15 protein-coding genes are annotated in these 15,023 nt (G+C 44.1%); 2 read left to right on the top strand and 13 right to left on the bottom strand.

Annotation, left to right across the window (positions count from 1 at the left end; genetic code table 11):
• Positions 1-55: 55 nt before the first annotated feature.
• Positions 56-1,036 (bottom strand): phosphoserine phosphatase, encoded by a 981-nt coding sequence (gene serB / locus ACHUFI_RS07525; protein WP_394247779.1) that lies wholly within the window; start codon positions 1,034-1,036, stop codon positions 56-58.
• A 107-nt stretch (positions 1,037-1,143) separates the two neighbouring features.
• Between serB and ACHUFI_RS07520 the strand changes: the two genes are divergently transcribed.
• Positions 1,144-1,752: a YtjB family periplasmic protein gene (locus tag ACHUFI_RS07520; protein ID WP_394247777.1), complete on the top strand. Its 609-nt coding sequence runs from the start codon at positions 1,144-1,146 to the stop codon at positions 1,750-1,752.
• 82 nt (positions 1,753-1,834) lie between these two features.
• On the opposite strand, the gene deoD is transcribed toward ACHUFI_RS07520, so the two are convergent.
• From deoD to prfC, 8 genes are all read right to left on the bottom strand, one after another.
• Entirely contained in the window at positions 1,835-2,554 is a 720-nt protein-coding gene (deoD, locus tag ACHUFI_RS07515; protein WP_137355482.1) for a purine-nucleoside phosphorylase, read from the bottom strand.
• A gap of 61 nt (positions 2,555-2,615) precedes the next feature.
• Positions 2,616-3,836: a phosphopentomutase gene (locus ACHUFI_RS07510; RefSeq protein ID WP_394247775.1), complete on the bottom strand. Its 1,221-nt coding sequence runs from the start codon at positions 3,834-3,836 to the stop codon at positions 2,616-2,618.
• A 21-nt stretch (positions 3,837-3,857) separates the two neighbouring features.
• Positions 3,858-5,201, bottom strand: coding sequence for a thymidine phosphorylase (gene deoA, locus ACHUFI_RS07505; RefSeq protein ID WP_394247773.1), 1,344 nt, complete (start codon positions 5,199-5,201; stop codon positions 3,858-3,860).
• A 94-nt stretch (positions 5,202-5,295) separates the two neighbouring features.
• The gene (gene deoC, locus ACHUFI_RS07500) at positions 5,296-6,072 is read right to left on the bottom strand and encodes a deoxyribose-phosphate aldolase (protein WP_394247771.1); all 777 of its coding nucleotides are present in this window, start codon (positions 6,070-6,072) and stop codon (positions 5,296-5,298) included.
• 508 nt (positions 6,073-6,580) lie between these two features.
• Positions 6,581-7,843, bottom strand: a complete 1,263-nt coding sequence (locus tag ACHUFI_RS07495) for a NupC/NupG family nucleoside CNT transporter (RefSeq protein ID WP_394247769.1) — start codon at positions 7,841-7,843, stop codon at positions 6,581-6,583.
• A gap of 204 nt (positions 7,844-8,047) precedes the next feature.
• On the bottom strand, positions 8,048-8,839 hold the full coding sequence (locus ACHUFI_RS07490) for a TatD family hydrolase (protein ID WP_394247767.1): 792 nt from the start codon (positions 8,837-8,839) through the stop codon (positions 8,048-8,050).
• 5 nt (positions 8,840-8,844) lie between these two features.
• Entirely contained in the window at positions 8,845-8,979 is a 135-nt protein-coding gene (locus ACHUFI_RS07485) for a DUF5363 family protein (protein WP_394247765.1), read from the bottom strand.
• A 106-nt stretch (positions 8,980-9,085) separates the two neighbouring features.
• Complete coding sequence (prfC, locus tag ACHUFI_RS07480; RefSeq protein WP_394247763.1) at positions 9,086-10,675, bottom strand: peptide chain release factor 3; 1,590 nt, start codon at positions 10,673-10,675, stop codon at positions 9,086-9,088.
• 232 nt (positions 10,676-10,907) lie between these two features.
• On the opposite strand from prfC, the gene ACHUFI_RS07475 reads away from it, so the two are divergent.
• Positions 10,908-12,953 (top strand): putative bifunctional diguanylate cyclase/phosphodiesterase, encoded by a 2,046-nt coding sequence (locus ACHUFI_RS07475; protein ID WP_394247761.1) that lies wholly within the window; start codon positions 10,908-10,910, stop codon positions 12,951-12,953.
• Here ACHUFI_RS07475 and rimI read toward each other — a convergent pair.
• From rimI to ubiT, 4 genes are all read right to left on the bottom strand, one after another.
• Positions 12,950-13,396 (bottom strand): ribosomal protein S18-alanine N-acetyltransferase, encoded by a 447-nt coding sequence (gene rimI / locus ACHUFI_RS07470; RefSeq protein ID WP_394247759.1) that lies wholly within the window; start codon positions 13,394-13,396, stop codon positions 12,950-12,952. The genes ACHUFI_RS07475 and rimI overlap by 4 nt on opposite strands.
• Positions 13,389-13,787 carry a DNA polymerase III subunit psi gene (locus ACHUFI_RS07465; RefSeq protein ID WP_394247757.1) on the bottom strand — a complete coding sequence of 133 codons (399 nt, stop codon included), beginning with the start codon at positions 13,785-13,787 and terminating at the stop codon, positions 13,389-13,391. The genes rimI and ACHUFI_RS07465 overlap by 8 nt, the downstream gene beginning before the upstream one ends.
• An 85-nt stretch (positions 13,788-13,872) precedes the next feature.
• On the bottom strand, positions 13,873-14,376 hold the full coding sequence (locus tag ACHUFI_RS07460; RefSeq protein WP_394247755.1) for a GNAT family N-acetyltransferase: 504 nt from the start codon (positions 14,374-14,376) through the stop codon (positions 13,873-13,875).
• Positions 14,360-14,887 carry a ubiquinone anaerobic biosynthesis accessory factor UbiT gene (ubiT, locus tag ACHUFI_RS07455; RefSeq protein WP_394247753.1) on the bottom strand — a complete coding sequence of 176 codons (528 nt, stop codon included), beginning with the start codon at positions 14,885-14,887 and terminating at the stop codon, positions 14,360-14,362. The genes ACHUFI_RS07460 and ubiT overlap by 17 nt, the downstream gene beginning before the upstream one ends.
• Between the last annotated feature and the right edge of the window lie 136 nt (positions 14,888-15,023).

The raw sequence follows: 15,023 nt of genomic DNA, 5'->3' as shown, positions 1-15,023 counted from the left end.
AAGCAGGCTATCGCCTGCTTTTTTTGTTAATCGAATCACTTCTATCCGTCTTAGCCTATGGCTTAACTTGCCAGCTCACTTTCTGCTGCTTGGCTAGCAAACCGGATAAAATACACAGCACGCCACCTAACCCAGAGTAACGAACCGCAGCTTGTGCTTGCTGCTCTACTTTTGGCTTAGCATGGTATGCAACACCTAACCCCGCAGCCCCCATCATCACAAGATCATTCGCACCATCGCCCACAGCAACGGTATTATGCACTTCCACTTCATATTGGTCAGCGAGCTCGACGAGTATATCCGCTTTGGTTTGAGCAGAAACCACATCACCAATCACTTGGCCTGTTAGCTTTCCGTCTTTTATTTCCAAAGTATTGGATTGCGCGTAGTCCAAACCTAATGTGTCTTTCAAATAATCAGAGAAGTAAGTGAATCCACCTGACGCTATCGCCGTTTTCCAACCTAGAGCTTTGAGTGTATTCACTAGCTCTGCTAAATCAGGCATGAACGGAAGCGTAGAGCGAACCTGCTCAAGAATGGCTTCGTCGGCATCTTTTAGCGCACCGACACGTTGGCGTAAGCTTTCTTCAAAATCCAACTCACCTTGCATTGCCCTTTCTGTTACTTCAGAAACTTGTTCACCAACACCGGCAAGTTTAGCAATTTCATCAATACATTCGATTTGAATGGCAGTGGAATCCATATCCATTACGATCAAACCTGGTTTTGATAAATCAGGGACTTCGCTCAAATTCGCGTAGTCTAAGCCAAGACCTTGCAAAATCTCTTCATGAGCAGGGGTTAAGTTTCCAGACATTAGAGCCACTTCATAATGGCCCACCTTCCATGTATCCAACACTGTGTTGTAGAACCCAGTAAAAAAGTCGATATCATCAAAATGTTGAGGAGATAAATACTCACCGAACACTATCCAATTCGCTTTTGATTTCGCGAGTTGGCTTGCAAATCGAGTTTCCGGTAATCGAGTAACAAGTGATGTATGCCTTTTAATTGGCAACTGTTTATGCGCTTCCATGTTTATAATTCCTAATTAACCTAGCTAGACGTTAACCTATTGCAATTTAAAAACGCAAGTCTCAATATGTCTTTAATTACATTTGTTCACTTGAAATGCAGGTCATCATGAATGAATCCCTCTTTTCCCTACGCAATGCTCTGCGTATTGTTGCGTTAATTGTTTTAGCTGCGATGTTTTTTGCTACGGTCAGAAACAGCGTTGTGATCAGTAAAGGTAACGAACAGATTCAAAATAAGCAGCTTGAAACGTTAACGAAAGTTTTGATCTCTCAAGCCTCCTTGTCTGCGAGTAAAATGATTGCTCAACAAGATCAAGAAAGACTTCTGCAACTGACGAATCAACTCGCCCATGACAGGCTAGTATTAGACGCGACAATTTATAATGCAGAAGGGGTTCGCTTGGCTTCTAGCGACAAAGCCAGAACGGTTCGTGAAGTACTTGGTTTAGACACCCCTTTAGCAACCGCGAGTATAGGCCGCCAACAATTGGTTGAACCTATTTTTTCTGCGGAGAACTCTATCATTGGGTTTGTTCGAATTACGTTTGAAACAGGAAAAGTAACGGCTATTTCCGACCACCATTACCGCAAAAGTGATCGCTATATGTTACTCATGCTCTTAATGAGCTTTGTTGGGGGAATGCTGTTTGTGCTTGTGCTGAGAAAAAAAGAGAAGAAGTCTGGTGAGAATTTACTTCTGAAAAAGGCGAGCTAGCTTTTCGCTAAAACAACAAAACATGATTCTACAAAAAAGCCCGAATGGTTAATTCGGGCTTTTTTACATTCAAACGCTGTCGTTACTCGTCATCACCCAGTAAAACTGAGTCTAATGCGATAACCATCATGTCGTTGAACGTAGTTTGACGTTCATCAGATGTGGTTTGCTCACCAGTTTTAATATGGTCTGAAACCGTACAAATTGTCAGAGCTTTAGCACCGTATTCAGCACAAACGCCGTAGATACCAGCCGCTTCCATCTCTACACCAACAATGCCGTACTTATCCATCACTTCAAACATTTCAGGGTCTGGCGTGTAGAACAGCTCAGCAGAGAAAAGGTTACCCACCTTCACGTCAACACCGCGAGCTTTTGCTGCATCTTCTGCAGCGCGAACCATTTTGTAGTCAGCAATCGCTGCGAAGTCATGACCTTTAAAGCGAATACGGTTCACTTTTGAATCAGTACATGCGCCCATGCCGATCACAACATCACGAACTTTAATGTCTTCACTGACCGCACCACAACTGCCCACACGAATGATTTTCTTAACACCAAAGTCTTTGATAAGTTCTGTCGCGTAAATAGAGCAAGATGGAATGCCCATACCGTGCCCCATGACTGAGACTTTACGGCCTTTATAAGTGCCCGTGTAGCCAAACATGTTACGAACATCACACACTTGAACAACATCATCTAAGAAAGTTTCTGCGATGTATTTCGCGCGTAGCGGATCACCAGGCATCAATACAACGTCTGCGAAAGCGCCCATTTCAGCATTAATATGTGGAGTAGCCATTGAAAATATCCTTTATATCAAATCAAAAAAATAGAGAGGTTCCCCTCTCTATTTACAAACATTAAAGAAAGCTTTTGCCGTATTCCATTGGTGAAGTACCAAAGTGTTCTGCAAGGCTTTGGCCAATATCAGCAAACGTGTCACGACGACCTAAAGAGCCCGCCGGTATTTTTTGGCCGTAAACAATGACAGGGATGTGCTCACGAGTATGGTCTGTACCATGCCACGTCGGATCACAACCGTGGTCAGCTGTCAGGATTAACACGTCGTCATCTTCCATCATCTCGATAACTTCATTGATGCGACCATCAAAATATTCAAGAGCAGCAGCATAACCCGCCACATCACGGCGATGACCGTAAGCTGAGTCAAAGTCTACAAAGTTAGTGAAAACGATAGTGTTATCGCCCGCTTCTTTTATTGCGTCTTTTGTCGCTTCAAATAGTGCAGGAATACCCGTCGCTTTAGTCTTCTTCGTAATACCACAACCCGCGTAGATATCTGAGATCTTACCGATGGAGTGAACCTCACCACCTTTCTCTTCCACAAGTTTCTGAAGGATCGTAGCCGCTGGCGGCTCTACAGAAAGATCGCGACGGTTACCAGTACGTTCAAATTGACCTTTACCTGGGCCAATGAATGGGCGAGCAATGACACGACCAATATTGTAGTCTTCTAACTCTTCACGAGCGATCTGACAAAGATCTAGCAGGTTTTGTAGGCCGAATGTCTCTTCATGACAAGCAATCTGGAAAACAGAATCAGCAGATGTATAGAAGATTGGTAGACCAGTCTTCATGTGTTCTTCACCTAGGTCATCAAGAACTTGAGTGCCTGATGCATGGCAATTACCCAAGAAGCCAGACAGCCCAGCACGCTCTAGGATGCGATCGGTTAACTCTTTAGGGAAGCTATTCTCTTTATCAGTGAAGTAACCCCAATCAAACAGAACCGGAACACCCGCGATCTCCCAGTGGCCAGAAGGTGTATCTTTACCAGAAGACAACTCTGCCGCATGACCGTATGCACCAATGATTTCTGCATCGGCATCCATACCAGGCGCAAAGCGACCTGTTGACTCTTTATGAGCCATAGCTAAACCTAGCTTAGATAAGTTAGGTAATGATAACGGACCTTTACGGTCAGCGTTATCCGCTAAGCCTTGATCACAATGGTCAGCGATATGACCCATAGTGTCTGAACCTACATCACCAAACTTATCCGCGTCAGCAGTTTCACCGATACCAAATGAGTCTAGTACTAAAATAAATGCTCTTTTCATTGCTCTCTCCACCAGTCTTATTTACACATCTTCCGCACGGATTTGACGGTAAACATCTGGAGTTGCTTTATACTCTCCACCCACAGTAATTGCACTTTGAAGTGCTTTGGCAGCTTCATTCCACTGCTCTTCGTTGCGGGCATGAATCATTGCTAAAGGTTTCTCTGCACTTGCGACTTCGCCAAGGCGAATAAAGCCATCAAAACCTACAGCGTAATCAATACTGTCTGTTGCGACGCGGCGACCACCACCCATCCCAACGACTGCCATACCAATTGCACGCGTATCCATCGCTGACACAACGCCAGTTTCGAGCGCGTACACAGGTTTAATAATTTCTGCTTTCTCTAGGTAATTATCGTAGTTTTCTACGAAATCTGCTGGACCACCTAGGCCTGCAACCATTTTTCCGAAGCATTCTGCCGCTTTACCGTTATCAAGAACAGCCATTAGCTTTTCACGCGCTTCGTCTGAATCTTTTGCAAGGTTACCTAGCACCAACATTTCTGCACATGAAGCTAGCGTGATTTCAAGAAGACGAGGGTTACGGTATTTACCAGTCAGGAACTGAACCGCTTCACGTACTTCTACAGCATTACCCGCAGAAGAAGCCAATACTTGGTTCATATCGGTAAGAATAGCGGTTGTCTTAGTACCCGCGCCATTCGCTACAGCTACGATAGATTTTGCTAACTCTTCAGAGGCTTCGTAAGTTGGCATGAATGCACCAGAACCCACTTTTACGTCCATCACTAGAGAATCTAGGCCTGCCGCCAGTTTCTTAGATAGGATTGAAGCCGTGATTAGCGAGATGTTGTCTACTGTTGCTGTGATATCACGAGTCGCGTAAACACGCTTATCAGCAGGCGCTAGATCGCCTGTTTGACCGATGATCGCAACACCCGCATCTTTAGTGACTTCGCCGAACACATCGTTAGTTGGTGTAATGTTGTAACCAGGAATAGACTCAAGCTTGTCTAGTGTACCGCCAGTGTGGCCTAAACCACGGCCAGAAATCATTGGAACGAAACCGCCACATGCTGCCACCATTGGGCCAAGCATCAGAGAAGTTACGTCACCTACACCACCGGTCGAGTGCTTATCAACGATTGGGCCATCAAAGTTCATGTGGCTCCAATCAATCACCATGCCTGAATCACGCATTGCACATGTTAGTGCGATACGTTCTGGCATTGTCATTTCATTGAAGAAGATAGCCATTGCGAATGCTGCAATTTGGCCTTCAGAAACCGTGTTTTTAGCCACGCCTTGGATGAAGAAGTTGATCTCTTCAGCCGTTAGCACTTCGCCATCACGTTTTCTGCGAATAATTTCTTGAGGTAAGAAGGTTTGAGTTGTAGACATTAGATCCTCCCAAACTCGCTATGAGTATGGTTTGTAGAGTAAGAGGTAATATGGAGTGGCGACTCGCCACTCCATCAAACAGACTATTTAAGAATTAGTATGCAGCTGGATCTGCAGTTTCGTCTGTTACTTCTAATGTGTTCAATAGGTTAGTTAGAAGGCTTGATGCACCAAATCGGTAGTGCATGTTATCAGCCCAATCAGCGCCTAGTAGCTCATCCGCCATTGCTAGGTATTGTGCTGCATCTTCAGCTGTACGCACGCCACCTGCTGGTTTGAAACCAACAGTTTTCGCTACGCCCATGTCACGAATAACTTCTAGCATCATGCGCGCGTACTCTGGAGTCGCGTTCACTGGCACTTTACCTGTAGAAGTTTTGATGAAGTCTGCACCTGCTTCGATACAGATTTGAGAAGCTTTTTTAATAAGCGCTTCTTCTTTTAGCTCACCAGTTTCGATGATCACTTTAAGCGTGATGTCACCACAAGCTGCTTTACACTGTTTAACTAGCTCGAAACCTACTTCTTCGTTGCCAGCGATTAGAGCGCGGTATGGGAATACTACGTCTACTTCGTCTGCACCGTAAGCAACAGCTGCTTTTGTTTCAGCTACTGCGATTTCGATGTCGTCATTACCATGAGGGAAGTTAGTTACAGTCGCAATGCGTACTTCAGGAGTACCTTGCTCACGCAATGCTTTCTTAGCTGCTGGGATAAAGCGAGGGTAAATACAGATTGCAGCGGTGTTGCCTACTGCAGTCTTCGCGTCATGACAAAGCGCCACTACTTTTTCAGTAGTATCGTCATCATTTAGCGTAGTTAGGTCCATAAGTTTAAGTGCACGTAGAGCTGCTGCTTTTAAATCGCTCATTTCTATCTCCGATCAATATATTCAAATAGTTAACTACCTCACCCTCCATCCAGTATAGATGGATATTTTAGTAATGCTCAGTAGTCACAAATGAACGGACTTGGTTCCCTGAAGACTTGATAACTTTCGCTACCAATTGCAATCCTTGTCACCGCACAGTACCAGTTTGGTCTATGGCACAACAAATCAGTCATGTTGTGTCTAACATCTATAGCGTATCGCTAAGTTTGGCTTAATCCCAGAAGAATAACCTTTGGACGAATCCAAGCGGTCACTTTCTTGCCAACAAGAGACTTCCTATCCCTTAAGCTTATACATTATAGGTATCCATCAATAAATTGTAGTGCTCCTTAGAACGCAAACGGTTTGTATCTCAAAAAAACATTCTAGGCACATCATCAATCAGCAATTGCATTAAATGACTAAGCCTAAAAACAAAAAAGCCCCGCAGCAATTTCTTGCTACGGGGCGATATTAAAGTGGCGTCTATATAATCTAATCTACTTAATTAGAAAGATAGGAAGAAGCCAGCAATTGTCGCTGCCATCAGGTTAGATAGAGTACCAGCAATAACCGCTTTAACACCCATACGAGCGATGTCGTGACGACGGTTTGGAGCTAGACCACCTAGACCACCTAGTAGAATCGCGATAGAAGAAAGGTTTGCGAAACCACATAGAGCGAACGAGATAATTGCTTGAGTCTTAGTAGACATTACTTGGCCAGTCGCTTCAACGATTTGAGCGTTCTCACCAACGTATGGTACGAAGTTTAGGTATGCAACGAATTCGTTAACAACTGTCTTCTGACCAATGAAAGAACCAGCGATAGTTGCTTCTTCCCATGGAACACCAATGATGAATGCTAGCGGAGCGAAGATCCAACCTAGAAGAAGTTCTAGAGTTAGGTTTTCCATACCGAACCAACCGCCAACGCCACCTAGGATACCGTTGATAAGAGCGATTAGACCGATGAATGCTAGAAGCATTGCACCAACGTTAAGTGCTAGTTGTAGACCTACTGATGCACCACCAGCTGCTGCGTCGATAACGTTAGCTGGTTTGTCATCGCCACCGTCCATTTCGTCAGCGATGTTGTCATCTGGCGTGTCAGTTTCAGGTTTGATGATTTTAGCGAATAGAAGACCACCTGGTGCTGCCATGAATGAAGCGGCAACTAGGTACTCTAGAGGTACACCCATAGAAGCGTAACCAGCTAGTACACCACCAGCAACAGATGCTAGACCACCACACATTACTGCGAATAGCTCAGACTGTGTCATTTTTGGAACAAACGGACGAACCACTAGTGGCGCTTCAGTTTGACCAACAAAGATGTTAGCTGCTGCAGACATAGATTCGGCACGAGAAGTACCTAGTGCTTTTTGTAGACCACCACCAAGAATCTTGATAACCCATTGCATAACACCAATGTAGTAAAGTACAGAGATAAGTGCTGAGAAGAAGATTAGAGTCGGTAGAACTTGGAATGCAAAGATGAAACCGATACCGTCAACAGAGAAGTTAACTAGGCTGCCGAATAGGAAACCAGTACCGTCTTTACCGTAGTCGATCACGTTTGCTACACCAGCAGAGAAACCTGCAAGTAGATCACGACCCCAAGGGATGTAAAGTACAAATGCACCAAGTGCGAATTGGATAGCGAAAGCGCCACCCACTGTTCTGATATTAATAGCTTTGCGGTTGTCAGATAGTAGTACTGCGATTGCAATCAGTACAACCATGCCGACTAGGCTCATAAACAGGCTCATAGTTTATGACTTCCTTATTAGTTATTTATTGGCGTGTTACAAAATGGAGCTATAAAGCGGAGGCAATTATACTCATGCGACCACTAATAAAGTAATGCCGCCTTCACACTTTGGTATAAGATTCATGTGTCATTCACACACATCTGTGATGCAAATCACAGGTGAGCTGTAATCTAGGCAAACGATAAACAAAATATTCAGATTCTATTCACATATACCGAATACTTTATGGCTATTTTCCCAGACTTGAGAAGCAATCGATTGCTTTGTTTCCTTTCTAATCAAAGAAAGTTCATCTAGTAACGCCTGTAGGTATTTCGAATGATTTACATTACCTTGGCGGCCATGAAATGGCATATCCGGTGCATCTGTTTCCAAAACCAAACGGGAAAGTGGTAAGCGGGCAATGGTGGTGCGTGTTTTTTTCGCTCTAGGGTAGGTAATCGTCCCCCCTACTCCAATATAAAAGCCAAGCTTTATCCACTCGTTCGCCTGCTGTTCGCTCCCCGAAAAGCCATGAACCACTCCACCGTTTTCAAATCGATGTTGCTTAATCAGCTGAATCAAACGGTTATAAGATTTTCGTTCGTGAACAATAAGCGGCAGCTGATGTTTTTTAGCGAGCTCTAGCTGATTTACAAAGAAGGTCTCTTGCTTAGAGCGTTCAACATCAACCGCAAAGTCCAAGCCGCACTCCCCGAGCGCAACACACTGGTTTGGCAACGCTTTTAAATGCATGTCGAGTTCTTCAAGCGCACCCAATGAGTAATCATTAAGAAAATATGGATGCACACCCAAACCAAAGTACACATTGGAGTGCTCATTTCCGATTGCCATTACTTGCTGCCAGTTGTTTGGCCCTATTGAAGGTAACAGCAGTTTTTCAACGCCAGCGTGTTTAGCTTCTTCTATATAATGAGAGGCGCCTTGAGGAAAGGCCCCGAAATCTAGATGGCAATGCGTATCAAACAAAAAGAAATCTATCGAAGCGGTCACCTTGATCAACCTTTTCGTTCGCTGTCATTAGTAGGGTCTGAGCGATATGGAACGCAGCTACGCTTGTTTTCCGGCGTCAATCCAAGCTGTTTACACCAATTATCATACTTTTTTATCCAAACCTTAAGCCAAGCCAACATATCCCCTCCTATTCACCCCAATAAAAAACGCCTATTGCAGAACAATAGACGTTTTTATTTCACACTAACAGCGCAATTAACACGACGTTAGCTGATAAGCTTGGTATTAGTGCTCACGTGTTGCACGGAACTCAACATCAGGGAAACGCTCAGACGCTAGGTTTAAGTTCACCATAGTTGGCGCAATGTAAGACAAGTTATCGCCGCCATCTAACGCAAGGTTAGTTTGGTTCTTACGCTTAAACTCTTCTAGTTTCTTAGCATCGCCACATTCAACCCAACGTGCTGTCGCAACGTTCACGCTTTCGTAGATTGCTTCTACGTTGTATTCCGCTTTCAAACGAGCCACAACTACGTCGAATTGAAGTACACCAACCGCGCCAACAATAAGGTCATTATTTTGCAGTGGACGGAATACTTGTACCGCACCTTCTTCAGACAACTGAACCAAGCCTTTAAGTAACTGTTTCTGCTTTAGAGGGTCACGTAAACGAATACGGCGGAACAGTTCAGGAGCGAAGTTAGGAATACCAGAGAACTTCAGGCTTTCACCTTGAGTGAACGTATCACCAATTTGAATCGTACCGTGGTTGTGCAGACCGATGATGTCACCCGCATAAGCTTTCTCTGCACGAGAACGGTCACCCGCCATGAATGTTACCGCATCTGAAATGCTAACGTTCTTACCGGTACGAACATGATTCATCTTCATACCTTGGCTATAGGTGCCCGATACGATACGCATGAAAGCAATACGGTCGCGGTGTTTAGGATCCATGTTTGCTTGGATCTTAAATACGAAGCCAGAGAACTTTTCTTCCGTCGCAACCACTTCACGCTCGTTAGCTTGACGCGTTTGTGGACCTGGAGCCCATTCAGTCAAGCCATCAAGCATGTGGTCAACACCAAAGTTACCTAATGCGGTACCGAAGTAAACAGGCGTTAGCTCGCCCGCAAGGAACAAATCGTGATCAAATTCTGGGCAAGCACCGATAACAAGCTCTAACTCTTCTCGTACGCTTTCCGCAAGATCAGCACCTACCGCGGCATCTAGCTCAGGGTTATCTAGACCCTTGATGATACGAACTTCTTGGATTTCGTGGCCGTGGCCAGATTCGTACAAGATCGTTTCATCACGGTGAATGTGATACACACCTTTAAACTCTTTACCACAACCAATTGGCCATGAGATAGGTGCACAAGCCATACCTAGCTCGCTTTCTACTTCATCTAACACTTCCATTGGGTCACGAACATCACGGTCAAGTTTGTTCATAAACGTTACGATTGGTGTATCACGTAGACGCGTTACTTCCATCAATTTACGTGTACGATCCTCGACACCTTTCGCCGCATCGATCACCATCAAACAAGAGTCTACCGCCGTTAAGGTACGGTAAGTATCTTCAGAGAAATCTTCGTGCCCTGGAGTATCAAGCAGGTTTACCAAACATTCATTGTAAGGAAATTGCATAACCGATGTGGTTACCGAGATACCACGCTCTTTTTCCATTTCCATCCAGTCAGATTTAGCATGCTGGTTAGAGCCACGGCCTTTTACGGTACCCGCTTTTTGAATGGCGTTTCCGAATAAAAGTACTTTTTCGGTAATCGTGGTTTTACCCGCATCCGGGTGAGAAATAATGGCGAAGGTTCTACGTTTAGATACCTCACCAATAAATGGTGTATTTGACATGAATGTGATCTTCTTTATGGGCTAGCAGTAAAACAAGCGGGTTGTTTAGACAAATCTAGCTAGGCGAATCTGATTGCGGCGTATTTTCCCCTATATTGGCTCAATGGGCAACTTGTCTGTGAGTAAAGAATCGTCATGATGGATCACTGATGTTAATGAAAATATTCAGGATAACTAAACTATCAATAAATATGAGCTATAACTAAATAGATAGGGGATTTTGGTTTTAGGTATGACGAGTACAAAAAAAATACATTCTTTAGCGTTTAAACAAGCCAAAACAGTATTCTTAGTCTCAGTTGTTCTAGGAGTTTGTTTCAGTTTGTACCATATCTTGGTGGATCTTCATCAGGAACAAACTCGTATTGAAGAGCATTACCAATTCAAGCTTCTTCAAAACTATTCGAATGCTAGCCAAGCTGCATACCATTTAAATCATCTACTTGCCGAACAAGTGGCGTCCAGTTTAATGATGGATTCCGCGGTATATAGCGTTGAAATTGTTGATGATTTTGGCGATATGCTGACCAAAAAAGATCGTGTAATAGGCACACAAGATCTCATTACTCAAATACTTTCCGATTTCCTTACTCCTGCCACCCCTTTTTACAGTGTGGAACTCCACCAACCAAACTCGAACGTCGTGGTAGGTAAACTCAGCTTTTCTGTCAATGGATCCACAATAGCGGAAGCTTTTATTTCTAAATCAAGTCGGATCCTTATTTTTGATCTGATCCGAAACATACTTTTGACCACCATCTTGCTGGCTTTCTTTTACTACAAACTTTCAAAGCCGATTGTCACTTTGATCGAGTGGGTTAAGTCGCTGCAAGATCGTCAAACCGCCCTTCCACTGCCCACGGCTAACCGACAAGATGAGCTGAGTCGCTTGGCGACGTCATTCCATAATTTATGGCAAGCGCGTGAAGCAGCAGAAAGCCAACTCAATCAACTAGCGTATTACGACTCTTTAACCGGGCTCGCGAATCGCAGTTTGTTACTGAAAACTCTCAATTCCACAATTAGCTCCGCAGTAAAGTCTCATACTTCTGGCGCACTGTTTTATCTCGATCTTGATCGCTTTAAAACCATTAATGACTCGCTAGGTCACACCATTGGCGATCACTTAATCAAAGCCATATCGATGCGAATTGAGGCATGGGTAAAAGAAGGGGATCTCGCCGCTCGAATCGGGGGGGATGAATTCACCATTCTGATGCCAAACATCCAGCCAGAGCATGCGCCAGACATGGCAAAACAGTTATTGGCTTTGATCTCCAATCCATATTCGATCGACGACCACCAACTTTACTGTACCGTGAGTATTGGTATATCCGTTTTCCCATCGGTCGACGCCACTAGCATTGATGTACTGCGCCAAGCCGACACTGCCCTGTACCGGGCGAAAGTCGCAGGTAGAAATAAATACATGTTCTACGAGCCAGAAATGCAGGCGCAAGTCGAGTCCTTTTTGGATATTGAAAAAGGGCTCCATGAGGCATTAAGTAAAGAGCAACTGGAACTCTACTACCAGCCACAGGTCAATGATCAGCACGAGGTCATTGGCGTCGAGGCCTTAATTCGGTGGAATCACCCTGAAAGGGGCTTGCTGCCTCCAGGCGTCTTTATGCCGATTGCCGAAGAAACGGGACAAATATTACAAATAGGTGATTGGATTATTGAACAAGCATGCTACCAATACGCTAAATGGGAGAAGCAAGGGGTTTTACCGCCAAGCTTCCATCGCTTAGCCATTAACATTAGTACGTTGCAGTTCTCGCAAGAATCGTTTGTCGAACACATTACTCATACCTTGTCGCAGGCAGGCATTACCGGGAAGCATATCGAACTTGAAATCACAGAAAGTTTGCTATTGGAGAATGTGGATGATGCCATACAAAAAATGGCGAAGCTGAAAGAGCACGACCTACAAATCTCTATTGATGATTTCGGTACTGGTTACTCATCGTTACGTTACTTAAAACATTTAGCCGTTGATGTTCTTAAAATTGACCGCTCATTCGTTACGCAGCTGCATCTCGATGAAAGCGATCAAGCTCTTGTGGATACCATCATAATGACGGCAAGAAGATTGAATTTAGAAGTCATTGCGGAAGGCGTAGAAGACAAGTTAGAACTTGAGTCTCTGAAAGCTTTAGGCTGCAAACAGTTCCAAGGCTACTTATTTGATAAGCCTCTTCCTGTGAGTGAAGTGACTCAAAGGTTACTTCACCCACACTATGACTTAGAGTCTGAGCCCTTAGCTAAGAGTAGCTAAAAGAAAAGGTAACTCATGATGATGGCGTCTTCTTTCCCCTTTGCCGTTGGGTAATAGTTACGGCGCCTATCCACTTCGTTAAAGCCAACCCATTCGTAAAGTCCAAAAGCACTGTGGTTACTCTCTCGAACTTCTAACCAAGCACTTTCAGCTTTGACTTGTTCACACATTGCCAAAAAGAACTCAATGAGCGCTTTACCATAGCCTTTACCTTGCTCATCAGGCGAGACAGCAATATTCAATAAAGTGACTTCACCTACGATATTCTGCGCATAAAAGTAGCCGACCACTTTATCACCCACGACCAATACGTGATGACAAGCCCCGCGACTATCGACATCCTCTATCATAGAGGCTTTCCATGGGTGTGAGTGAGCCTGTTGCTCTATTGCCCACACTTGTTCAACATGGGATGGGTTCAGTGGAATAAATTGATTACTCATAGCTACAAATCTGCTGCCACAGTGCGCGGCGCTGTTGGTTGTTTCCATCAATATCGGACAACAACGGAGATTGTAAAGTTTTAGCGGTTATGTCGTGTTGAACTTGGCATCCAGCGAACCATACCCATTCGAGGTGACTGGTATCTAAAGCACTCACTTCATTCGGTGATAAGAAAAGGGCTTGTTCGAGATTCAACTTAATACTTTTCAAGACACGTTCAAACATGTCCGCCAGCTGCCCTGTTGGTTTTTCAGGGGAAACAAGCAACAACTTACAACTTTCAGGAAGCTGTACAGGTTGTACTTGGTAACCTTGCAGGCGATCTGGGTGACAAAGTTCCCAGTAACTAATTCCCATTTCTTGTAGGTATTGCATTTGGTTTTGCGGCATAAATAAACCCTTATTGAACCGGGCAGATACTAACAAAAAATAAAGGAGCATCAAGCTCCTTCATTCACTGTAAGCTAGCTTCTCATTATAGCTGTGCAAATTCAGGGCTGTATTCAATCTTACCTGAATGACCAGAAAAACAACCTTCTGCCAACTCAATCGCCTGAAATGCCCCTTCCGGCACATCCCACTCACAATTGAAATTGAATTCGCTTGCGGATTTAAAACCAAATCGACCGTAGTAATTAGGATCGCCCAGAACGACACATGCTGGATAACCAAATTCAAAAAGAGACGCTAGCCCTTCTTTTATCAAAGAAGCACCAATACCTTGTTTACGATAGGCAGATTTCACCGCTAAAGGCGCTAACCCTTGCCAATTGTTATCTTCCCCATTCAGATGGACCGGGCTAAACATTAGGTGGCCAATCACTTCGCCTTCATCCGAACACGCAACTAAAGAGAGTGTCAGGTGGCTATTTTCTCGCAAACTCATGACTAGGTTTGCTTCTGCGTCCGTTTCAAATACCGATTTTAATAATCGGTCAATGGCTAGGATATCTGCAGGTGCTTCAGTTCGAATAAGCATTCATTACCTCATTTTGTGGTTGAGAGGATTGTACCCCTTTCTGCACAAAATCAGCTAATTGATTTAACAAGGTTTGGACTGGTGCGGGTAATAGTTCTAAATCGACACTGTCCATTAAGTTTTTCACTTCCAACCCCAGCTCAGTATCCCCTTCGATACTTAAGCGTCGCTGGAAGAATAAGGTATCAGGGTCTTCTTTACGCCCGGCAATCAGAACGAGGTCATTTAAATTGCCGCTAAAGCTCACATCTTCTGCTACCTCGCCATTGGCCACAACGAGCTTTTCATCTTGATAGCTAATGCACCAACTCAAGCCCATGTCTTTTATGGAAACTTTCAACCACTTATCTTCTAAGAATTCAAAGTCGCCGTCTTCCAAAGCTTCTTTAAACACCGTTTTTAGGCCTTCCAGCAAGGCTCTTTTTTGTACAGATTTAGGCAATAACTGGACTGGAGATCGCAAAATTGATGCTGCATTTTGAACTAGTTGAGTACGTATCTTGTTTATCACGTGACTTATCCGTAACTTTATCAATAACAATTGAACCATCATAGATGATGTGCCAACCTAGATTACTGTTATGTATCAAACAATATCGCATTGTTATTGACGCTTTTATATATATAAAATCACAGTTATAGTTAAC

The organism is Vibrio profundi (genome assembly GCF_043642225.1).
Taxonomy (GTDB): domain Bacteria; phylum Pseudomonadota; class Gammaproteobacteria; order Enterobacterales; family Vibrionaceae; genus Vibrio; species Vibrio profundi_A.
This window is presented reverse-complemented; position numbering and strand designations above follow the sequence as displayed.